At 62.5% G+C, this 20,843-nt stretch carries 17 protein-coding genes; 9 read left to right on the plus strand and 8 right to left on the minus strand.

Features of this window, described 5'->3' with window-relative positions:
• Window positions 1-236 precede the first annotated feature (236 nt).
• Window positions 237-1,256: a branched-chain amino acid aminotransferase gene (locus QNH97_RS16340; RefSeq protein ID WP_025213179.1), complete on the plus strand. Its 1,020-nt coding sequence runs from the start codon at window positions 237-239 to the stop codon at window positions 1,254-1,256.
• A gap of 176 nt (window positions 1,257-1,432) precedes the next feature.
• Here QNH97_RS16340 and QNH97_RS16345 read toward each other — a convergent pair whose 3' ends face one another.
• A complete protein-coding gene (locus QNH97_RS16345; protein ID WP_283552933.1) occupies window positions 1,433-2,203 on the minus strand; it encodes an ArsR/SmtB family transcription factor in 771 nt (256 codons plus the stop codon).
• Between the two features lie 82 nt (window positions 2,204-2,285).
• Here QNH97_RS16345 and QNH97_RS16350 point away from each other — a divergent pair, with 82 nt between their 5' ends.
• Window positions 2,286-3,407 carry a cytochrome P450 gene (locus QNH97_RS16350; RefSeq protein ID WP_283552934.1) on the plus strand — a complete coding sequence of 374 codons (1,122 nt, stop codon included), beginning with the start codon at window positions 2,286-2,288 and terminating at the stop codon, window positions 3,405-3,407.
• A gap of 13 nt (window positions 3,408-3,420) precedes the next feature.
• Here the strand turns inward: QNH97_RS16350 and QNH97_RS16355 are convergent, their stop codons facing one another.
• The gene (locus QNH97_RS16355; RefSeq protein WP_283552935.1) at window positions 3,421-3,762 is read right to left on the minus strand and encodes an FKBP-type peptidyl-prolyl cis-trans isomerase; all 342 of its coding nucleotides are present in this window, start codon (window positions 3,760-3,762) and stop codon (window positions 3,421-3,423) included.
• Window positions 3,763-4,074: 312 nt separating this feature from the next.
• On the opposite strand from QNH97_RS16355, the gene QNH97_RS16360 reads away from it, so the two are divergent.
• Together QNH97_RS16360 and QNH97_RS16365 are read left to right on the plus strand one after the other, a co-directional pair.
• On the plus strand, window positions 4,075-5,136 hold the full coding sequence (locus QNH97_RS16360; protein ID WP_283552936.1) for a M4 family metallopeptidase: 1,062 nt from the start codon (window positions 4,075-4,077) through the stop codon (window positions 5,134-5,136).
• Window positions 5,136-5,459 (plus strand): protealysin inhibitor emfourin, encoded by a 324-nt coding sequence (locus QNH97_RS16365; RefSeq protein ID WP_063320640.1) that lies wholly within the window; start codon window positions 5,136-5,138, stop codon window positions 5,457-5,459. The genes QNH97_RS16360 and QNH97_RS16365 overlap by 1 nt, the downstream gene beginning before the upstream one ends.
• On the opposite strand, the gene QNH97_RS16370 is transcribed toward QNH97_RS16365, so the two are convergent.
• A complete protein-coding gene (locus QNH97_RS16370) occupies window positions 5,456-5,764 on the minus strand; it encodes an RcnB family protein (protein ID WP_283552937.1) in 309 nt (102 codons plus the stop codon). The genes QNH97_RS16365 and QNH97_RS16370 overlap by 4 nt on opposite strands.
• A gap of 241 nt (window positions 5,765-6,005) precedes the next feature.
• Between QNH97_RS16370 and QNH97_RS16375 the strand changes: the two genes are divergently transcribed.
• Window positions 6,006-7,109 (plus strand): DNA alkylation repair protein, encoded by a 1,104-nt coding sequence (locus QNH97_RS16375; protein ID WP_283552938.1) that lies wholly within the window; start codon window positions 6,006-6,008, stop codon window positions 7,107-7,109.
• A gap of 6 nt (window positions 7,110-7,115) precedes the next feature.
• Here QNH97_RS16375 and QNH97_RS16380 read toward each other — a convergent pair whose 3' ends face one another.
• Entirely contained in the window at window positions 7,116-9,194 is a 2,079-nt protein-coding gene (locus tag QNH97_RS16380; protein ID WP_283552939.1) for a putative bifunctional diguanylate cyclase/phosphodiesterase, read from the minus strand.
• Between the two features lie 311 nt (window positions 9,195-9,505).
• Between QNH97_RS16380 and pncA the strand changes: the two genes are divergently transcribed.
• Together pncA and QNH97_RS16390 are read left to right on the plus strand one after the other, a co-directional pair.
• Window positions 9,506-10,159 carry a bifunctional nicotinamidase/pyrazinamidase gene (gene pncA, locus QNH97_RS16385; RefSeq protein ID WP_283552940.1) on the plus strand — a complete coding sequence of 218 codons (654 nt, stop codon included), beginning with the start codon at window positions 9,506-9,508 and terminating at the stop codon, window positions 10,157-10,159.
• A 49-nt stretch (window positions 10,160-10,208) separates the two neighbouring features.
• Window positions 10,209-10,850, plus strand: a complete 642-nt coding sequence (locus QNH97_RS16390) for a DUF1345 domain-containing protein (RefSeq protein WP_283552941.1) — start codon at window positions 10,209-10,211, stop codon at window positions 10,848-10,850.
• A 20-nt stretch (window positions 10,851-10,870) separates the two neighbouring features.
• On the opposite strand, the gene QNH97_RS16395 is transcribed toward QNH97_RS16390, so the two are convergent.
• Window positions 10,871-12,172 (minus strand): ATP-binding protein, encoded by a 1,302-nt coding sequence (locus tag QNH97_RS16395; protein ID WP_283552942.1) that lies wholly within the window; start codon window positions 12,170-12,172, stop codon window positions 10,871-10,873.
• 3 nt (window positions 12,173-12,175) lie between these two features.
• Window positions 12,176-12,877 (minus strand): response regulator, encoded by a 702-nt coding sequence (locus tag QNH97_RS16400; protein WP_283552943.1) that lies wholly within the window; start codon window positions 12,875-12,877, stop codon window positions 12,176-12,178.
• Window positions 12,878-13,080: 203 nt separating this feature from the next.
• Between QNH97_RS16400 and QNH97_RS16405 the strand changes: the two genes are divergently transcribed.
• Together QNH97_RS16405 and QNH97_RS16410 are read left to right on the plus strand one after the other, a co-directional pair.
• Window positions 13,081-14,238 carry an efflux RND transporter periplasmic adaptor subunit gene (locus tag QNH97_RS16405; protein ID WP_283552944.1) on the plus strand — a complete coding sequence of 386 codons (1,158 nt, stop codon included), beginning with the start codon at window positions 13,081-13,083 and terminating at the stop codon, window positions 14,236-14,238.
• A 14-nt stretch (window positions 14,239-14,252) separates the two neighbouring features.
• Window positions 14,253-17,348 carry a multidrug efflux RND transporter permease subunit gene (locus tag QNH97_RS16410; RefSeq protein WP_283552945.1) on the plus strand — a complete coding sequence of 1,032 codons (3,096 nt, stop codon included), beginning with the start codon at window positions 14,253-14,255 and terminating at the stop codon, window positions 17,346-17,348.
• Between the two features lie 814 nt (window positions 17,349-18,162).
• Here the strand turns inward: QNH97_RS16410 and QNH97_RS16415 are convergent.
• A complete protein-coding gene (locus QNH97_RS16415; protein ID WP_283552946.1) occupies window positions 18,163-19,350 on the minus strand; it encodes a pyridoxal phosphate-dependent aminotransferase in 1,188 nt (395 codons plus the stop codon).
• Window positions 19,351-19,540: 190 nt separating this feature from the next.
• Complete coding sequence (locus QNH97_RS16420; protein ID WP_283552947.1) at window positions 19,541-20,677, minus strand: glycerate kinase; 1,137 nt, start codon at window positions 20,675-20,677, stop codon at window positions 19,541-19,543.
• Window positions 20,678-20,843 lie beyond the last annotated feature (166 nt).

Here is a 20,843-nt window from a genome sequence, read left to right on the forward strand (position 1 = left end):
AGTGAGTGCCCTATCGCGAGCAAGCTCGCTCCCACAGGTGATAACGGTCGTTCATGGGAACGCAATCCCATGTGGGAGCGAGCTTGCTCGCGATTTTCAAGAACACCATCATTTATCTGTCTGCACCTTGTCGAGCGGGCTGCGAAACAGCCCCGGAATGAAGTATTGTTGTCCCCATCCAAAATACGTCAGAAGCCTTGAACCGTTTCGACGGTTGTTAAGAAATAGAGGGTGTCATGGGTAACGAGAGCATCAATTGGGACAAACTGGGCTTTGACTACATCAAGACCGACAAGCGCTACCTGTCGCACTGGCGCGATGGCGCCTGGGACGCCGGCACCCTGACCGACGACAATGTGCTGCACATCAGCGAGGGTTCCACCGCCCTGCACTACGGTCAGCAATGCTTCGAAGGCCTGAAGGCCTATCGCTGCAAGGACGGCTCGATCAACCTCTTCCGTCCCGACCAGAACGCCGCCCGCATGCAACGCAGCTGCGCCCGCCTGCTGATGCCGCACGTCGAGACCGAACAGTTCATCGAAGCCTGCAAGCAAGTGGTCCGCGCCAACGAGCGCTTCATCCCGCCTTACGGCACCGGCGGCGCGCTGTATCTGCGCCCGTTCGTGATCGGCGTGGGTGACAACATCGGCGTGCGCACCGCACCCGAGTTCATCTTCTCGATTTTCTGCATCCCGGTCGGCGCCTACTTCAAGGGCGGGCTGACCCCACACAACTTCCTGATCTCCAGCTTCGACCGCGCAGCACCGCAAGGCACCGGCGCGGCCAAGGTCGGCGGCAACTATGCCGCCAGCCTGATGCCCGGCTCCCAGGCCAAGAAAGCCAGCTTCGCCGACTGCATCTACCTGGACCCGATGACCCACTCGAAAATCGAGGAAGTCGGTTCGGCCAACTTCTTCGGCATCACCCACGACAACAAATTCGTCACCCCAAAATCCCCTTCGGTCCTGCCGGGCATCACCCGCCTGTCCCTGATCGAACTGGCCAAATCGCGCCTGGGCCTGGAAGTGATCGAAGGCGACGTGTTCATCGACAAGCTGTCGGACTTCAAGGAAGCCGGCGCCTGCGGTACCGCCGCGGTGATCACCCCGATTGGCGGCATCAGCTACAAGGACAAGCTGCACGTGTTCCACAGCGAAACCGAAGTCGGTCCGATCACCCAGAAGCTCTACAAAGAGCTGACCGGCGTGCAGACCGGCGACGTGGAAGCGCCAGCGGGTTGGATCGTCAAGGTTTGATTCGAGTCCACCTGTAGCACTCGGGAGCTTTTGTGGCGAGGGAGCTTGCTCCCGCTCGGCTGCGCAGCAGTCGCAATCCGGTAAATGCGATCTGTCTGAATGGCCGGGTTGCCTGGTTTGGGGCTGCTACGCAGCCCAGCGGGAGCAAGCTCCCTCGCCACAGGGTTAGCCGTTGTCTACACATCCTGCGCTTGCCGCAGATCCACGCTGGGAGTGAGCCTGCCCGCGATGGCGATAGCCGGCTCGACATACCTGTCCACACTCACCCCGAACCGCCCCGCCATCTCCCGGCGACCACTGGCCGTCAAGCCCAGCGCACGGCTATCCAGGTCCTGGATCACCCACTTGCGCTTGATCACCACCTGCAGCAACGCCGCCCCTAGGGCCCCACCGAGGTGTGGACGGCGCATGCTCCAGTCCAGGCAGGGGCAGGCGAATCGGCGCCGTTGCGTGGCGAGCAACTGGACGTCAATGCCCACCCCCTTGAACAACGCCTCACCGGATTCACTCAACCGATAACCCTGTCCCGGCACCTCCAGCAGCCACCCGGCCTCGATCATCCGATCATGCAGTCGCACCGCCAGGGTGCCGGCCATGTGGTCGTAGCAGGTACGGGCAAATTGCAGGCGATCCGGAGTGCGCGGCGTGAAGGTCGGCGCGGCATTCTGGCCGATCACCATCAGCGCTTCGAGGGCCTGGGCGACGCGCGGGTCCGCCAGGCTGTAGTAGCGATGCCGGCCCTGGACATGCAGGCGCACCAAGGCCAGGTCCTTGAGCTTCGACAGGTGGGCACTGGCGGTGGAGGCACTGACCTCGGCGATGCTCGCCAACTCGGTGCTGGTCCGGGCATGACCGTCCATCAAGGCACACAGCATCCGGGTACGAGCCGGTTCGGCAATGGCGGCGGCCACCTGGGACACGCCCACATCATGATGTTCTGCGTTCATATTTCGCTCCACGACGAATCAAGCCATGCATCGACTGGAGATAGTAGCAACACTTTCTCCCTCACGAACAAGGCAGCGCTTCATGGACCCGATCACCGCCGCGACTCATACCGACCCCTATCCTTACTACGCGAGCTTGCAGGCCCGTGGCGGGATGACCTTCGACCCGCAACTGAACCTGTGGATCGCCTGCAGTGCCGAGGCGGTATGCGCCGTGCTGCGTCATCCCGACTGCCATGTGCGTCCGGCCCACGAGCCTGTGCCCAGGGCCATCGCCGATGGCCCGGCCGGTCGGGTGTTCGGGCGCCTGATGCGGATGAACGAAGGTGAACGGCAGCGTTGCCCGCGAGCGGCGATTGCGCCGGTGTTGCAGGACATCGATCCACAACAGATCGAAGCCCTGGTCAGGGCACGCTTTCTCAGGAACGGTGCCGAAGGCTTGCACCACGCCCAGTTCATCGGACCGGCCAGTGTGGTGGCGGCGTTGCTGGGCTTCAATCCGGCGGACAGTCGCCTGATCAGCGAATTGACGGGGGATTTCGTCGCCGGCCTGTCGTCCCTGAGCGATGCGACGCAACTGGACGCGGCACACCGGGCCTCCGAGCAACTGGCAACGTTTTTCCAGGAGCGGATCGAGGCGCAGGACAACCCTTGGTTGGCACGCATTTGCCAGGGTTTCAATGGCCTCGACCAGGACGGCCTGATCGCCAACCTGATCGGCCTGCTCTCGCAAACCTATGAAGCCACGGCAGGCCTGATCGGCAACGCGTTGCTGGCGCTGATCCGCGATCCGGCGTTGCACCAGGTGCTTGGGATCGATCCCACCCAGATCGGTTCGTTACTGGCCGAAGTCCAGCGCTTGGACCCCAGCGTGCAGAACACCCGCCGCTTCGTCACAGCGCCCTGCGACATCCTCGGCACCACGCTGAAACCCGGGGAGGTCATCCTGCTGGTGCTGGCCTCGGCAAACCGCGATCCGCAGCTCAACCCGCAACCGGACGTCATGCTGCTGGAGCGTGCGAACCGCCGCAGTTTCAGCTTTGGTACCGGGCGCCATGAATGCCCGGGGCAAACCCTGGCACTGGGCATCGCCCACGCCACGCTGGGTGCGATTCTGGCGCGAGAACTGCCGCTGGATCAGTTGGCCTGGCGCTACCGCCCCTCTCTTAATGGACGTGTCCCGCTGTTCAGCGACCGGGCATGAGCGAAAGCCCGCTTCAATCGTCCCGGGTCAGCACTTCCAGCAACTCGATTTCAAAGATGAGGTTGGCGTTGGGCTTGATGTGGGCGCCCATGGACCGTTCACCATAAGCCAGGTGAGCCGGCACCAGTAGCTTGCGCTTACCGCCGACTTTCATGCCCATCAGGCCCTGATCCCAGCCCTTGATGACGCGACCGGTGCCGATCACGCACTGGAAGGGTTTGCCGCGGCTGTAGGAGGAATCGAATTCTGTGCCGTCTTCCAGCGTACCGCGATATTGAGTGGTGATCAGCGCACCTTTGACTACGCTTTTGCCGTCGCCTTGTTCCAGGTCGATGATGTGCAGTTCTTCGTTCATGAGGGCGTTCCCGAGTGATCCAAGTCGCGGGTTTTCTCAGAAATAGGCGAGCCTGGCAAATTTTTGTGGCGAGGGAGCTTGCTCCCGCCGGGTTGCGCAGCAATCCCGACAGGTTGGGTGCGATCTGCCTGGCACATCGAGGGGCAAGGTTTTGGGGCTGCTTCGCAGCCCAGCGGGAGCAAGCTCCCTCGCCACGGTTTCGTGCATGACTGAGCGACTGGGTCGGCCACACAAACCCGCCCCCTAGGGAACCGCAGCGGCCACTTCGGTTCTCATGGGTATCGGCCCTGCATTTCAGATAAGGATTTTCTGATGACTGACTTTCGCCCGCTCAACAGTTTCATTCCTCCATACATCCTCAACCGCATCATCGCCCACGGTACCGAACAGCAACGTTCCAGTGCCCTCGGCACACTGACCCACGTGCGCAGCCTGCGACACAACCCCGGTCCGCCGCACAACCCTCCCGCCACCGCGAAGCTGCCCAAGCCAGGCAAGGCCGGGCAGCCACAGCGCAGTGTGCATGATGCCCAAAACACCATGGAACTGCCCGGGCAACCGGTACGCCTGGAAGGTCAATCGGCCAGCGGTGATCCGGCTGTGGACGAGGCCTACGATGCCCTTGGTGCGACCTATGATTTTTTCTGGAAAATCCTCGGTCGTGATTCCATCGACAACAAAGGCTTCGCCCTGGTCGGCAGCGTGCATTATGGCCAGGGTTACGAAAACGCGTTCTGGAACGGCGCGCAGATGGTGTTTGGCGACGGCGATGGCGAAATCTTCCAGCGCTTCACCCGCTCCCTGGATGTCGTCGCCCACGAACTGGCCCATGGCGTCACCGAAAGCGAAGCCGGGTTGATCTACGCCAATCAGTCCGGGGCTTTGAACGAGTCGATCTCCGATGTGTTCGGCGTGCTGGTCAAGCAGTTCGTGCTCGAACAGACCGCCGACCAGGCCGACTGGCTGATCGGCGCCGACCTGCTCACCGACAAGATCAACGGCGACGGCCTGCGCAGCATGTCCAACCCCGGCACGGCCTACGATGACCCGATGTTGGGTAAAGACCCGCAACCGGCCCACATGCGCGAATTCGTCATCACTCGCGAAGACAACGGCGGTGTGCACATCAATTCCGGCATCCCCAACCGGGCCTTTTATCTGGTGGCTACGACCTTGGGCGGATTTGCCTGGGAAAAGGCCGGCCGGATCTGGTATGACACCTTGTGCGACCGAAAACTGGCCAACGACGCGTCCTTCAGCGCTTTTGCCCGCCTGACCGTCGAGCACGCCCGCCAGCGTTTCGGCGAACGGGAGGTGCAAGCGGTGCAGGATGGCTGGGCCCGGGTCGGCGTCGACCTGACAGAGGAAAGCTGATGAAAACCCTTCCAGACCTCGACGACAAAGCCGTGGTGAGGCTATCACGCCAGGGTGGCGTGGCGGCCATCCATGCCTTGACCCGGCCCCGGGAAATCGAGTTTGCCCAGTGCGACCTCGACCAGCGCACCCGCATCTGCTCGGTATTGGAAGGCTGCCTGCCGCTCACCTCATCCACACCAGGGCGGGGCGACCAGCGCTTTTTCCAGATCGAGGTCCGCTACCGCGCCAACGATCAGGATGACGAGATGGTGCTACAGGTGCCTGAGGACCAGGCACCTGGCGAGCTGGTGCATTTGTGGGATAAGGGCGAAGTGCTCTAGCGTGTGGCCGGAACAATCTTGACGATTGCGCCGGACACGGTTTCGATCAGCAAGTATTTGTCGTCGATATGCACCCATTGCTGCTCTTTAGTCGGCTGCTCGAGCTTTTTCTGTTTCCAGTCTTTCATGGCTCTGTCCGTGCGCTGGTAGTCCGCCGGTACCCGGTCGTTCTCCACCAGCCTGCGGCCATTGCTTGGCGAATGCTCCAGGGCATCCCCGGTTTTCTCGACGGCTTGCGCGACAGGCCCAAGGGCTGTGAGACCGGCAATCAGGACAAGGCTGGCGATCAGGGTGGGTTTGCGCATAGAAAAACTCCAGTTATTCGAGGGACTGAAGCTGGGACTTCAGCGGCGGCGAATCATTCCGTTGACTGTAGTCGTGGCGAGGGAGCTTGCTCCCGCTGGGCTGCGCAGCAGCCCCAACCCAGGCGACGCGGTCCTTCAGTGATACCGCATTCACCGGGGGTTACGACTGCTGCGCAGCCGAGCGGGAGCAAGCTCCCTCGCCACGGGATATAATGACAAGCCTTGGATGACGGATCCCACCATGACGACCCCGACCACTGCCTCCCCTGCCCTGAAGGAAATTTTCAACGCCGCACGCCTGGAACACATCGCCGGCGAAATGAGCGCGGTGTATCCAGCCTTCGACGCCAAGGCTTTTCTGCGCATGGCCAACGACGGGTTGGCCGAGTTGTCGGTGATGCAGCGCATGGCCCGGGTCAGCGAGTGCCTGCATGCCATGTTGCCCTTGAGCTATGAAGCCTCATTGGACGTGCTACGCGATCTGGCCCCGCGCCTGAACAGCATGTTCGTCAGCATGTTCCTGCCGCACTATGTGGCGGCTTACGGCCGGCACTGCTTCGACCTGTCCATGGACGCGCTCAAGTACTTCACCCAATTTGGCTCTTCGGAGTTCGCGGTCCGGCACTTCCTGCGCGACGATCTGGCGCGCACCCTCAACGTCATGCATGACTGGGCGCTGGATGCCAACGAGCACGTCCGCCGCCTGGCCAGCGAAGGCAGCCGACCGCGCTTGCCGTGGTCGTTCCACTTGGAGCCGATCCAGGCCAACCCCGAGCTCGCCGCCGCGATCCTAGAGGCGCTCAAAGCCGACAACAGCCTCTATGTGCGCAAGTCCGTGGCCAATCATCTCAACGACATTACCAAGCAGCATCCCGACTGGGTGCTGGACCGGATCGAAAACTGGCCCTTGCAAGAGCGTCACACCGCCTGGATCGCCCGGCATGCGTTGCGCAGCCTGATCAAACAAGGCAACCCGCGGGCGCTGGCCGTCATCGGGGTGGCCGGCAAGGCGCAGGTCGACGTCCTGGAGCTGAAGGTCACGCCGGCGGTCATTCGCCTGGGGGAACAGATCACGCTGTCCTTCAAGGTGCAATCAACCCTCGAGCAGAGCCAGCGCCTGGTGATCGATTACGCCATCGACTACGTGAAAGCCTCCGGCGGCACGGCAGCCAAAGTCTTCAAGCTCAAGACCTTCGACCTGCCCGCCCTGGGTTGCGCCACCCTCAGCCGCGCCCAACACATTCGCGAGCTGACCACCCGCCGGCACTATGCGGGCCGGCATGCGGTGCATTTGTTGGTCAATGGCGAGCGCCTGGGCAGCACGGCATTCGAGATCCTGCCTTGAAGCCACTCAGGCCATCGCCACGCGTTGCGCCTGACGGATGTCATGGATGAAACGCTCGGCCGGCAGCGGATGGCCCAGCAGGTAGCCCTGCAACGAGTCGCAGCCCAACTTCGTCAGGAAACTCTGCTGCACATTGGTTTCCACGCCTTCGGCAACGATCCGCAGGCCCAGGGCCTGGCCGAGGGCAACGATGGCGGAGACGATCGCCGCGTCATCGCTGTCATGCTCCAAGTCGCGCACGAAGCCTCGATCGATCTTCAGCTCGTTGGCCGGCAGGCGCTTGAGGTACATCAGGCTCGAATAGCCGGTACCAAAATCATCGATGGACAAATCCACGCCCATGTCCGAGAGCTGCTGCAGCACCGTCATGCTCGCGTCCGCATCGCTCATGGCGGTGGTTTCAGTGATTTCCAGGGTCAGGCTGTTGGCCGGCAGCTTATGCGTCTCCAGCGCCTTGGCCACACTCTGCACCAAACCCGTATGGCAAAACTGCAAGGCCGACAGGTTCACCGCGATGCGCCAGTCGGTATAGCCGAGCACATACCATTCACGCATCTGGCGGCAGGCCTCGTTCAACACCCATTCGCCGATGGGGATGATCAGCCCGGTCTTTTCCGCCAGGTCGATGAACGTGTCGGGCATCAGCAGGCCCTGGGTCGGGTGGGTCCAGCGTAACAAAGCCTCGGCGCCGACCGGTCGGCCGTTGGCGGCATCGAACTTGGGCTGATAGTACAGACTGAATTGCCGCTGCTCGACAGCGATGCGCAAGTCTTGCAGCAACTGCAATTGCTTGCGCGCGTTGCTGTTCATCGACGCATCGAAAAAGCTGTAGCCGTTTTTGCCTGCACCTTTGGCGTGGTACATCGCCGCGTCAGCATTCATCAGCAGTTCTTCAGCGCCTTGGCCGTTGCCGGGATAAAGCGCAATGCCGATGCTGGCGGAGATCTGCAAGTCGTGTTCGGCAACCCGGAAGGTACGGCCGATCAGCCCGACCTGGCGCGCCGCCAGGCGCAGGGCATCGTCCGGTTCGGCCAACTGCACCAGCAGCACGAACTCATCACCGCCGATCCGCGCCAGGGTGTCCTGGCTGCGCAGGTCTTCCCGCAGCCGCAGGGCCACGTCCCGCAACAACAAATCACCCATATGGTGCCCAAAGGCATCGTTGACCGGTTTGAAGCCATCCAGGTCGATGAACATCAAGGCGAAACAACCACCCTGCTCCTGCACCCGATGCATGGCCTGGTCGATACGATCAGCCAGCAGCACGCGGTTGGGCAACTCGGTGAGGGGGTCGTGCAGGGCCAACTGGGTCAGTTCCCGGTTGGCCAGGGTCAGCGATTGAGCCAGTTCCGCAGTACGGGCTTCCAGGCGCGCGTCGAGAATCGACGTCAGCAGGGCAATGGCCAGCACCGCCAGGGTGGTGATCAGCACCAGATTATCCAGGCCCTTGCCACTCAAGCCGTCCAAGGACCCGCAAAAACTGCCCTCGCTGAACTGCGCGCTGGCCATGCCGGTGTAATGCATACCGACAATGGCGATGCCCATCACCACCGCAGCCCCAGCACGGGCCAGGCGCACGTGAGGGGAGTTCTGGCGCAGGCGAAAGGCAATCCACAGCGCTGCCGCAGAAGCCCCGACGGCAATGACCAGCGAAGCCCCGAATAACGTCGGGGCGTAATCGATGCCCGGTTGCATCCGCAGCGCGGCCATACCGGTGTAATGCATGGCACTGATGCCGGCGCCCATGATCAGCGCGCCGAAAGCCAGCTGCCACGCCGGCAACCTCGGCTGGCTGGCCAGCCACAAGGCAAAACCGCAGGAAAGAATGGCAATCAGCAGCGACAGCGCGGTAATCGAAACATCGTAACCAAGCTCTATCGGCAAGGTGAACGCGAGCATGCCGATGAAATGCATGGACCAGACGCCCACGCCCATCGCCAAAGCGCCCCCCGCCATCCACAGATGGGCCGCACGTCCGTGGGTGGTGGCGATACGCCCGACCAGGTCCAGCGCCGTGTAGGACGCCAGTACCGCAACAAACAGGGAAATCGAAACAAGGGCGGGGGAATAACTGCCGATGAGCATGGTTTTTTTCTCGTGACTACAAAGCCGAACTGCTTCCATGCCCGGTTGGAGGCTGGCGATTGTACGCAATCGGATCGCCGACGCATCGACCAAATATCAAAAAGCCATCAAACCTGGAATGTTTTCGACGAAAGACATTTTGCCTACCCTTTTGAAGACAATCTTGGATCCACAAACCCGCCTCAATCCCCGCTCTGGAAGCGGGTTTGCTTGCAAAAGCGCTGGGTCAGCCTGCAATGAAGTTGGATACAAAAACCTGAGCCCGGGCGGTTCGGCTAATATCGAAGGACCACTTCCAGGAGGATCTATTCATGACAGTTCCCGTCACCCGAGCCATGACCGCTGCCTTACTGGTGATAGACGTACAAAACGACTTCATCCCCGGCGGTCAGTTGGCTGTGCCGGAGGGCGACGAGATTGTGCCGTTGATCAACCAACTGGGGCGATCGTTCCGGCACGTCATCCTCGCACAGGACTGGCACCCGGCCGGGCATGCCTCGTTTGCCTCCAGCCATCCGGACAAGCAACCTTTCAACATCGTGCAATTGCCGTACGGCGAGCAGACACTCTGGCCGGACCACTGCATACAGGGCAGCCAAGGCGCCGCACTGCACCCGGCGCTGGAACTGCCTCACGCCCAACTGATCATTCGCAAGGGTTGCAACCCGGACATCGACAGTTATTCAGCGTTCATGGAAGCCGACCGCCAGACCCCGACCGGATTGGCGGGTTACCTGAAGGAGCGCGGCATCGACACGGTGTACGTGGTAGGACTGGCCCTGGATTTTTGCGTGATGTTCACCGCGCTGGATGCGCGAACCGCGGGTTTCAATGCGTTTGTGGTGCTCGACGCCTGTCGCGGCATTGATATCGACGGCTCGATGGACAGCGCGATACGGAGGATGCAGGCCGCGGGGGTGGAATTGATTCAATCGACGGCGATAGCCGGCCGGCTCCTCCAATGATGGCCTGATGGCTCATACTCGGCGCACCTTTCCCGGACAGTGAGCCTCCATGCCCTTTCTCGCCCGCACCCACCCCCGTCTTTCCAGCGCCACGGTCCTTGGCCTTGCGGTGGGCATCCTGGCGCCCACGGATTCAATCATCAGCAAAATCCTCATTGGCTGGAACATCGGGGTCTGGACCTACCTGGTGCTGATGTCCTGGCTGACCGTGCGGGCCAAGGCGCCCGACGTCAAACGCATCGCCGAAATCGAAGACGAAAATGCCGGATTGGTCCTGTTGGTGGTCTGCATCGCGGCCTTGGCCAGTCTGGCAACCATCACCTTTGAACTGGCCGGCAGCCGCGACCTGCAAACCGCCGACAAGCTGTTGCATTACGGTTTCACGGCCATGACCGTGATCGGTTCATGGTTGCTGATCGGCGTGATTTTCAGCGTTCACTACGCGCGCCTGTATTACACCTGGGAAGGCAAGGAGCCGGCCCTGCGGTTTGCCGAAGGGCTGACCACGCCCAACTACTGGGACTTCCTGTATTTCTCTTTCACCATCGGGGTCGCGGTACAGACCTCGGACGTGGGTGTTGCCACCCGGCAGCTGCGCAAAATCGTGCTGGCGCAGTCGTTGATCGGGTTTGTGTTCAACACGGCGATTCTTGGGTTCTCGATCAATATTGCGGCGGGGTTGTTTGGGTAAGGGGCCATGGGGTGACGGCATCAGGACGGTGTTGGCAGCCATAGCCTGAAACGCGCTCCGCCCAGGGGCGAGGTTTCGGCCGTCAGGGTGCCGCCCTGGGCTTCCAGGGCGCGGCGGCTGATGGCCAGGCCGAGACCGAAGCCGCCCGTGGCGCGGTCGCGGCTGCGGTCCAGGCGATAGAACGGCTCGAACACGCGCTCGCGTTCGCTGTCGGGAATTCCGATGCCGTCGTCGTCGACCCAGATTTCGCAACCTCGGTCGCTGACCCGCACACCGACCTGGATCCGCTTCTCGCAATAACGCATGGCATTGCGTAGCAGGTTCTGCAAGGCCCGGGCGGTCAGGCGCGGGTCCAGCACGAAACGCTCCAGCGTCCCGTGCAACAGCACATCGATCACCACGTCCGGCGCCGCCAGATCCTCGTCGACACTGCCCAGGATGCTGTCGATGAACTCATCCAGCGGCACTTCGACCCGCTCGGGCAAACGCTCGGGGTTCTGCAAACGGCTGTAGGACAGCAACTCCAACACCAGCTCATCCAACTCACGGATGTGTGCCACCAACCCTTGCAGGCGTTCACGACTGGCCGGTGGCAGGTCGTCGGACAGGGCCAGGGCCAGGCCGAAGTCGAGTCGGGTCAGCGGCGTGCGCAGTTCGTGGGACACTGCGTTGAGCAGATCCCGCTGCTGATTGAGCAGGTTCTCGATGTCGCCGGCCATGGTGTCGAACACATGGGCGAGGCTGCCGATATTCGACCGAGAGGCGATGTGCGTACGCTCGCTCAGGTGACCTTTACCGAAGCGCTCGGCGGTGCGCTTGAGGCGCTCCAGATCACGCCAGTGAGGCCGCAGCCAGAGCAGCAGGCAGGCGAGCATCGTCGCCCCGATCAGCACGTTGATGCTCCAATACAACCAACTCACGTCCGCCGGGTCCGGCGGCACGATCATCTTGACCGCCGTGTGCTCATCCAACGGCGAAACCGCCAGGGTGCGCCAGGCCCAGTCGCCGAGGCGCACCACGTTCTCGCCGCGCTTGAGACGCGTCTGCTCATCAGCACTGAAGCCCTCGTCATCGACAGCAGCCAGTTCGATGCGCAGCGGATCGAACTCCTCGTCCATCTGTGCCGCCAGCGCCGGCCATTGTTCGCTGGGCACGGCGCGAAACTGCTTGACCATCAAGGTCTGCAGGCCCCGGGAATAATCGAGGTTGTAGGTCAGGAAACGCTCATGGAACAGACGAACCACCAGTTCCGGCATCAGATAGATCGCCGCGCTGTAGGACACAATGGTGACCAGATAGAGGCGAATCAGCAGCTTCCACATCGGTCAGCATTCCCACTCGGAACGGCTGAACAGATACCCCTTGCCCCACACCGTCTTGATCTTGCGCGCCTCACCGGCGTTATCGTCGAACTTGCGCCGCAACTTGGAAATCGCCACGTCCACCGAGCGGTCAGTGCCATTGAATTCGATGCCCCGCAGCCGTTGCAGGATCTGGTCGCGGCTCAGCACTTCCCCGGAATGACGGGCCAGCACCACCAATAGGTTGTATTCACCGCTGGAAAGCTCCACCGCTTGCCCGCGCCAGGTCACGGTGCGCTCGGACAAATCGATGCACAGGTTGCCCATGAGGATGCGATCGTTGGCCGTCTGCGGTTCGGTGAGGCTGCTGCGACGCAACAAGGTGCGCACCCGCGCCAGCAACACCCGGGGCTCGCATGGCTTGGTGACGTAGTCGTCGGCGCCCATCTCCAGGCCCAGCACCTGGTCGTGGCTGTCGTCCCGGGCGGTGAGCATCAGGATCGGCAAGGTTGCCGAGTCGGCCCGCAACAAGCGGCAGACTTGCAAGCCATCCAATCCCGGCAACATCAGGTCGAGGATCACCAGATCCGGCGGATCGACACGGGCCCGCTCGCGGACATGGTCGCCACGACTGAGCACACTGACCTGATAGCCGTTGCGCTCCAGGTAACTGGCGATCAGCTCGGAGAGTGCGGTGTCGTCTTCGACCAGGAGGATGTTGGGCATGGTGTTTCCAGAAAGTGCTGGGGCGCCTGGCAGGACCCTATCGCGATAGGACAAGCGCAGAAAATCTCAAGCAGCCAAGGATATACGCCCTCGCCCATTCCCGAGCAAACCCCTTACACAATTTCACACTCCCCCTACAAAGCTTTACCGATGCTAGCGGCCGACGCCCGTAGCATGGCAACGTTCATTATTGGGGAAACACCATGTCAACGAACACCTTCGCCACCCTGGGCCTGTTGCTCGGGGCACTGCTGTTGAGCGCCTGTGACAGCGCCTCGCCCCCCGCCGATGAAGCGCCGCTGGCCACCGTGACCGTCGAGACTCTCCAGGCCCGGCCGTTGTCCATCAGCAGCGAACTGAGCGGGCGCATTGCCGCGCCGCGGACCGCCGAAGTCCGCGCGCGCGTACCCGGCGTGGTGTTGCAGCGGGTCTTTCGCGAAGGCAGCGACGTGAAGAAAGGCGACGTGCTGTTCCGGATCGACCCGGCGCCGTTCAAGGCTGACCTGGACAGCGCCGAAGCGGCGCTGCGCAAAGCCGAGGCCAACGCGTTCCAGGCCCGCCTGCAAGCGCAACGTTACTCGCAGTTGATCGACGATAACGCCATCAGCGGCCAGGACTACGACAATGCCCGCGCCGCCGTCCGCCAGACCGCCGCCGATGTCGCCGCCAACAAGGCCGCCGTGGAACGGGCCAGGCTGAACCTGGGTTATGCCACCGTCACCGCACCGATTGCCGGACGCATCGGCCGGGCGCTGGTGACCGAGGGCGCACTGGTGGGGCAGAATGAAACCACGCCACTGGCCCTCATCCAGCAGTTGAACCCGATCCACGCAGACCTCACGCAATCGACCCGCGAGCTCAACGAACTGCGCCGCGCCCTGCGTTCCGGACAGTTGCAGCAGATCGGCCAGGATCAGGCCAAAGCCACCCTGATCCAGGACGACGGCAGCCTCTACCCGTTGCCGGGCAAGCTGCTGTTCACCGACATCGCTGTCGACCCGGGCACCGGCCAGATCACCTTGCGCAGCGAGTTCCCCAACCCCGACCTCGACCTGCTGCCGGGCAGCTTCGTGCGCGTACGCCTGGAGCAAGCTGTCGACCGGCAAGGCATCAGCGTGCCGCAACAGGCCATCCAGCGCGACAGCGCCGGCGTTGCCCAAGTATTGCTACTCGACGCGCAGCAACAGGTCAGCCTGCAGCCGGTGGAATTGGGCGCCGTACAAAAAGACCGCTGGATCGTCACCCACGGCCTGAAGCCCGGCGACCGCATTGTGGTGCAAGGCCTGCAACATGCCCGTCCCGGTGAAAAAGTCCGGATCGACGACTCCCCTCTTCCCCTTGCCCAGGTCCCTGGTCAGTAAGCAGGACGTTTCCTATGCCGCAGTTCTTTATCGACCGCCCGGTGTTCGCCTGGGTGGTCGCGTTGTTCATCCTGTTGGCCGGTGCGCTGGCCATCCCGAGCCTGCCGGTGGCGCAGTACCCCGACGTCGCGCCACCACAGATCGAGATCTATGCCGTGTACCCGGGCGCTTCAGCGCAAACCGTGGACGAAAGCGTGGTCAGCCTGATCGAGGAAGAACTCAACGGCGCCGACAACCTGTTGTATTTCGGTTCCCAAAGCAGCCTGGGCAGCGCCACCATCACCGCGACGTTCCAACCCGGCACTAACCCCGAACTGGCCCAGGTCGACGTACAGAATCGCCTCAAGGCCGTAGAGTCGCGCCTCCCCCAATCGGTCACCCAGCAAGGCTTGCAGGTGGATAAGGTCTCGGCCGGTTTCCTGCTGCTGATCACCCTGACCTCCAATGACGGCAAACTCGACGACGTGGCCCTCAGCGATTACCTGGCACGCAACGTGATGAACGAGATCAAGCGTCTGGACGGTGTCGGCAAGGCCCAGTTGTATGGCGCCGAACGGGCGATGCGGATCTGGATCGATCCGCAGAAACTGCTCGGTTTCAACCTGACCCCGGCCGACGTCAACGCCGCCATCGTGGCGCAGAACGCCCAGGTTTCGGCGGGCAGCATCGGTGACTTGCCGACCCGTACGACCCAGGAAATCACCGCAACCGTGCTGGTCAAAGGTCAATTGTCGACGCCTGAAGAATTCGCCGACATCGTGCTCAAGGCCAACCCCGACGGCTCCACTGTGCGCATTGCTGATGTTGCACGGGTAGAAGTCGGCAGCCAGGAATATCAGTTTTCCACCCGCTTGAACGGCAAGCCGTCCACCGCCGTCAGCGTGCAATTGTCACCAGGGGCCAATGCCGTGAGCACGGCAAACCGAGTGCGCGAGAAAATGGACGAACTGGCGCGCTATTTCCCGGCCGGTGTGGAATACAAGATCCCGTACGACACGTCGCCTTTCGTCAAGGTATCCATCACCAAGGTGGTCTATACCCTCGCCGAGGCGATGCTGCTGGTGTTCGCCGTGATGTTCCTGTTTCTGCAGAACGTGCGCTACACCTTGATTCCCACCTTGGTGGTCCCGGTGGCGCTGATGGGCACCTTCGCGACAATGTTTACCCTGGGCTTTTCCATCAACGTGCTGACCATGTTCGGCATGGTGCTGGCCATCGGCATCCTGGTGGACGATGCCATCGTGGTGGTGGAAAACGTCGAGCGGATCATGGCCAGCGAAGGGTTGTCGCCCAAGGAAGCGACGCGCAAGGCGATGCAACAAATCACCGGAGCGATCATCGGCATCACCTTGGTGCTGGTGGCGGTGTTTATTCCGATGGCGTTCATGCAAGGCTCGGTGGGTGTCATCTATCGGCAGTTCTCGCTGTCCATGGCCACGTCGATTCTGTTTTCGGCGTTCCTCGCCTTGACGTTGACCCCAGCTCTCTGCGCGACCCTGTTGAAACCGATCGCCCATGGCGAACACCACGCAAAAGGCGGATTCTTCGGCTGGTTCAATCGGCGTTTCGATCAATTGGGCGATCGTTATCAGGGCTGGGTGGCCTATGCACTGAAGCGCACCGGGCGCTATCTGCTGATCTACGGCGTGCTGCTGGTGGGCCTGGGCCTGCTGTTTAGTCGCTTGCCCTCCTCCTTCCTGCCGGTGGAAGACCAGGGCTACACCATCACCGACATCCAATTGCCGCCCGGTGCGAGCAAGAACCGCACGGTGCAGGTGGTCGAGCAGATCGAAGCCCACAACGCCGGCGAGCCCGGGGTGGGCGACAGCACGGTGATCCTGGGCTTCAGTTTTTCCGGCAGCGGGCAGAACGCCGCGCTGGCATTCACCACCCTCAAGGACTGGTCGGAGCGTGACAGCAATGCCTCGGCAAGTTCCATTGCCGAGCGCGCCAACCAGGCCTTCGGCCAGATCAAGGATGCCGTCGCCTTCGCCGTACTCCCGCCGCCGGTGGATGGCCTCGGGACGTCCAGCGGTTTCGAGTTCCGCTTACAGGACCGCGGCGGCCTCGGCCACGCCACCCTCATGCAGGCCCGCAGCGAATTGCTCGCCGCCGCGGAAAAAAGTCCGGTGCTGATGAACGTGCGCGAAAGCGCCTTGGCCGAAGCGCCGCAAGTGCAATTGGAAGTGGACCGCAAGCAAGCCAACGCCCTGGGCGTGTCCTTTGCCGATGTCGGCAGTGTGCTGGCGACTGCCGTGGGCTCGAGCTACATCAATGACTTCCCCAACCAAGGGCGCATGCAGCGGGTGGTGGTCCAGGCTGAAGGCGATCAACGCAGCCAGGTGGCCGATCTGTTGAAGATCCATGTGCGCAACGACACCGGGAAAATGGTGCCGCTGTCAGCCTTTGTCCAGGCCAAGTGGACCCAAGGCCCGACTCAACTGACCCGTTACAACGGCTACCCTGCCATCAGCATCTCCGGCGAGCCGGCACCCGGGCACAGCACCGGCGAGGCCATGGCGGAAATCGAACGGCTGGTGGCCCAAGGTCCCGCGGGACTGGGCCAGGAATGGACCGGACTGTCATTGCAGGAACGCCTGTCCGGCAGCCAGGCGCCGATTTTGCTGGGTCTGTCGCTGCTGGTGGTGTTCCTGTGCCTGGCGGCGCTCTATGAGAGCTGGTCGATCCCCACCTCGGTGCTGCTGGTGGTGCCGTTGGGCGTGCTCGGCGCAGTGCTGGCGGTGTCGTTGCGCGGCATGCCTAACGACGTGTTCTTCAAGGTCGGGCTGGTCACCATCATCGGTCTGTCGGCCAAGAACGCGATCTTGATCATCGAGTTTGCCAAAAGCCTGTACGACGAAGGCCATGACCTGGTCGATGCGACACTCCAGGCGGCGCGCCTGCGTTTGCGGCCGATCATCATGACCTCCCTGGCGTTCATTCTCGGTGTGGTGCCCCTGGCCATCGCCAGCGGGGCCAGTTCGGCGAGCCAGCAGGCCATTGGGACCGGGGTGATTGGCGGGATGATCACCGCGACGTTGGCGGTGGTGTTTGTGCCGGTGTTTTTCGTGGCGGTGATGAGGCTTGTGCGCAGGTCCAGCAAATCTTAATGGCGGGATTTGTAGGTCGTGTGTATATCCATTTTCGCGGTAACGGCTGCTTAGGGTTCCGCCCTGACGGCGGGTCACTTTCGAAAATCCGGAAGCCGGCCCAGGCGAAAGTAACCAAAGCGCTTTAGCCCCAGATCAACGTCCGCCGCGAGGCGGCCTTATAGCCGACCTGGTTTGGGTGGGACCGCGTTTCCCCTGTGGGAGCGAGCCTGCTCGCGAAGGCGATGTCACTGTCAATGGAGATGTTGAATGGGCTGGCCTCATCGCGAGCAAGCTCGCTCCCACAGGTTTTTGTGTCGTGTGCAGATGTTTTGAACCCCCACAAACCCATGTGGGAGCGAGCTTGCTCGCGATAGCGGTGGTTCAGCTACAAAGATGCTGGAGGTTTCCTGCTTTTGCTCTGCTCTGGATCTTGATCTCGATCTCGGCGCCCCATTAACCACGATGGCCGAACGCAGGCATTGCGCAGTGGGCATCCCGGCATGGATGCCGGGATAGCCGCGCTGGACCATGGATGGTCCTTCGCGGCGGCCCACGGAGCAATGCCGGAGTGAGGGCATGCCGAGCCTAGGCGAGGCACCAAGTGGTGGGGCTAAAGCGCTTTGGTTACTTTCGCGCTCTTCGAAAGTGACCCGCTGTAAAAGCGGAACCGCCAGTAGCCGTTACCGCAGAAACAGATATACACACGACCTATACCCCCCAAACAAACTACGAACCTCAAAAAAACAGGGTCCCCCTCTGGAAGAAGCACCGTTTTTCCTTAAGTGAACAGCATTCTGATCGTGATAGGACCGTTGAGCTAGGCGCAATCCCCTCAGGCCCGCCGCTCCCGCAGCAGCCCCGCCGTACACAGGGCAATCCGCTGACACGCATCCGCCAGTTTCACCTGGTCGAGCACCAGCCCGATCCGAATATGCCCCGCCGCACTGGGCCCGAATGCCTCACCGGCCAACACCGACACCCCATAGCCATCCAGCAGCCGCTCGGCAAAGCCCTGGGCATCGAGGCCAGTCTGGCGCACGTCGACCATCACAAACATGCCACCATCGGGTCGCACAGGCTTGAGACCAGGACAATCACCCAGAACCGCGCACACCAGATCCCGGCGCTGGCGATACTCCTCATACATCTGCGCCACTTCAGGCAAGTCCTGCTCCAGCGCCACCTGGGCGGCACGCTGCACAAAGTCCGGCAAGCCGAACAACATGCACAACGACAGGTTCGCCAAATGCTCGGCCAAGGGCTCAGGCCCGATGACCCAACCAATGCGCCAACCGGTCATGGCGTGGGACTTGGACAAGCTGTTCAGGGTCGCGGTGCGCTCGGCCATGCCCGGCAGGCTGGCCGGGCTGATGTGTTCACCTTCGTACAGCAGGTCGCTGTAGACCTCGTCACTGATCAGCCACAAGTCGTGCTCGATGCACAACTGCGCCAGGGCTTGCCAGGTAGGCAGTGACAGGCTGGCGCCGGACGGATTGTTGGGGCTGTTGAGCAGCATCGCCCGGGTGCGCGGGGTAATCAGGCGGGCCACATCGGCCGGTTCGACCCGAAAAGCGTTTTCCGGGCGCACCGCCACCGGCACCACGGTCGCCCCACAGGCACCGAACACCGCTTCGTAAGTGACATACATCGGCTCGGCGACGATGACTTCATCCCCGGGATTGAGCAGGCATTGCGCGACCGCATACACCGCACACTGCGCCCCAGGCAACACAGTGACATGCTCGGCGCCCACCGACTGGCCGCAGCGCTGGCGATGACGCCGGGCAATGCTGGCGCGCAAGGTATACAGGCCACGGACGTCTGAATAATGAGTCTCCCCGGCCCGCAGGCTGGCGACAGCGGCGTCAACGATGGCGCGCGGCGTGTCAAAGTCCGGATCGCCCACTGACAACAGCAGTACATCCATGCCCTGCTCGCGCAGGGCTAGCGCCCGGTCGTGAATCTGCCAGGCAGCGGCACCCTCGCCGGTAATACGTTGGGTCAAGGCTGAAAAGCGCATGCACATCTCCTGATTGCGCGGTATCCAGCGTCAACCCTATCTCAAATCCCAAAGCGCGCCACCCTTGCTTTCAAAGCTTCCCGCATCGCGTTATCCCACTGAGCCTGACGCACCGGAGCGGCAGGTCCCAGGGCCGCTGCGCAGCCCAGCGGGAGCAAGCGCACTCGCCACGGGGACAGGCTCGACCGCTTTATTGCTGCGCCACCCGCCAAAGCCGCGCAATGTCCTGGGCTCGCTCGCTCAACAGGCGCGGGGCGTCGGCACAGGCCTCTTGCAAGGTCATCGGCCCGCTGGCCAGGGCGAAGGCGGCGTCAATGCCGTGTTCATACAGCGCCTGGTAGCCCTCCCCCAACGTCCCAGCGATGACCACCACCGGTACGCCATGCTGACGGGCAATGCGGGCCACGCCAAAGGGGGTTTTGCCGCGCAGGGTCTGGGCATCGAAACGGCCCTCGCCGGTGATCACCAGGTCGGCGCCGCGAACCGCATCGGCCAGCCCGGTCAACTGGGCAACGACGTCCACGCCGGTACGAAATTGTGCGCCGAGAAACGCCTTGGCCGCGAACCCCAGGCCACCGGCGGCGCCACTGCCTGGCTCGTCGCGGACATCCTTGTTCAAGGCTTGGGCGCAGTGTTCGGCGAAGTGCCCCAGGGCGCGGTCCAGTGCCTGCACCTGCTGGGCTGAGGCGCCCTTCTGCGGACCGAAAACCGCCGAAGCACCATGGGGCCCGCACAACGGGTTATCGACATCGGCGGCGATCTCGAAACTGACTTGGGCCAGGCGTGGGTCCAGGTCGCTCAGGTCGATTCGCGAAAGCTTCGCCAGGGCCAGGCCGCCGGGTGGGAGGGGTTGATCATGCGCATCCAGCAAGACCACGCCCAGGGCCTGCATCGCACCGGCACCGGCATCGTTGGTGGCACTGCCGCCAATGGCCAGGATCACCCGCCCCGCACCTTCATCCAGCGCCGCGCGAATCAACTCGCCGGTGCCATAGGTGCTGCTGGAACAGGCATCGCGTTGCCCAGGTGGCACCAATTGCAGACCACTGGCCTCGGCCATCTCAATGATCGCGGTGCGGCTGTCGGCCAACCAACCCCAGCGCGCCTCGACGGGAGCGCCCAGAGGACCGCGGACCCGGCTGCGGCGCCACTCACCATCACAGGCGGCCAGCACCGACTCCACCGTTCCTTCCCCGCCATCGGCCATTGGGCATTTGATCAACTGCGCATCCGGCCAGACCTGGGACAGCCCCTGGGCAATGGCATCGGCGACACCCTGGGCGCTGAGGCTGTCCTTGAACGAGTCGGGGGCGATGACTATTTTCATATTATTCTCCGGTTCCGATGTACAGCATGCTGCCAGCTGACCATCGCCGTGACGCCGGTCCGCCGCACAAAAGCCACCGGGCATTATTGTTCAGTTTCACAAACACCGGTTTGGCAGGGTGATAGTTGCTGAAGGAGATGGCCTCATCGCGAGCAAGCTCCTACAG

This window comes from Pseudomonas sp. G2-4 (assembly GCF_030064125.1).
GTDB lineage: Bacteria > Pseudomonadota > Gammaproteobacteria > Pseudomonadales > Pseudomonadaceae > Aquipseudomonas.

What these genes read in the sequence shown, in the direction of transcription:
- QNH97_RS16340 (WP_025213179.1), top strand. Translation starts at nt 237, where the DNA reads ATGGGTAACGAGAGCATCAATTGGGACAAACTGGGCTTTGACTACATC.
- QNH97_RS16345 (WP_283552933.1), bottom strand. Translation starts at nt 2,203, where the DNA reads ATGAACGCAGAACATCATGATGTGGGCGTGTCCCAGGTGGCCGCCGCC.
- QNH97_RS16350 (WP_283552934.1), top strand. Translation starts at nt 2,286, where the DNA reads ATGGACCCGATCACCGCCGCGACTCATACCGACCCCTATCCTTACTAC.
- QNH97_RS16355 (WP_283552935.1), bottom strand. Translation starts at nt 3,762, where the DNA reads ATGAACGAAGAACTGCACATCATCGACCTGGAACAAGGCGACGGCAAA.
- QNH97_RS16360 (WP_283552936.1), top strand. Translation starts at nt 4,075, where the DNA reads ATGACTGACTTTCGCCCGCTCAACAGTTTCATTCCTCCATACATCCTC.
- QNH97_RS16365 (WP_063320640.1), top strand. Translation starts at nt 5,136, where the DNA reads ATGAAAACCCTTCCAGACCTCGACGACAAAGCCGTGGTGAGGCTATCA.
- QNH97_RS16370 (WP_283552937.1), bottom strand. Translation starts at nt 5,764, where the DNA reads ATGCGCAAACCCACCCTGATCGCCAGCCTTGTCCTGATTGCCGGTCTC.
- QNH97_RS16375 (WP_283552938.1), top strand. Translation starts at nt 6,006, where the DNA reads ATGACGACCCCGACCACTGCCTCCCCTGCCCTGAAGGAAATTTTCAAC.
- QNH97_RS16380 (WP_283552939.1), bottom strand. Translation starts at nt 9,194, where the DNA reads ATGCTCATCGGCAGTTATTCCCCCGCCCTTGTTTCGATTTCCCTGTTT.
- pncA (WP_283552940.1), top strand. Translation starts at nt 9,506, where the DNA reads ATGACAGTTCCCGTCACCCGAGCCATGACCGCTGCCTTACTGGTGATA.
- QNH97_RS16390 (WP_283552941.1), top strand. Translation starts at nt 10,209, where the DNA reads ATGCCCTTTCTCGCCCGCACCCACCCCCGTCTTTCCAGCGCCACGGTC.
- QNH97_RS16395 (WP_283552942.1), bottom strand. Translation starts at nt 12,172, where the DNA reads ATGTGGAAGCTGCTGATTCGCCTCTATCTGGTCACCATTGTGTCCTAC.
- QNH97_RS16400 (WP_283552943.1), bottom strand. Translation starts at nt 12,877, where the DNA reads ATGCCCAACATCCTCCTGGTCGAAGACGACACCGCACTCTCCGAGCTG.
- QNH97_RS16405 (WP_283552944.1), top strand. Translation starts at nt 13,081, where the DNA reads ATGTCAACGAACACCTTCGCCACCCTGGGCCTGTTGCTCGGGGCACTG.
- QNH97_RS16410 (WP_283552945.1), top strand. Translation starts at nt 14,253, where the DNA reads ATGCCGCAGTTCTTTATCGACCGCCCGGTGTTCGCCTGGGTGGTCGCG.
- QNH97_RS16415 (WP_283552946.1), bottom strand. Translation starts at nt 19,350, where the DNA reads ATGCGCTTTTCAGCCTTGACCCAACGTATTACCGGCGAGGGTGCCGCT.
- QNH97_RS16420 (WP_283552947.1), bottom strand. Translation starts at nt 20,677, where the DNA reads ATGAAAATAGTCATCGCCCCCGACTCGTTCAAGGACAGCCTCAGCGCC.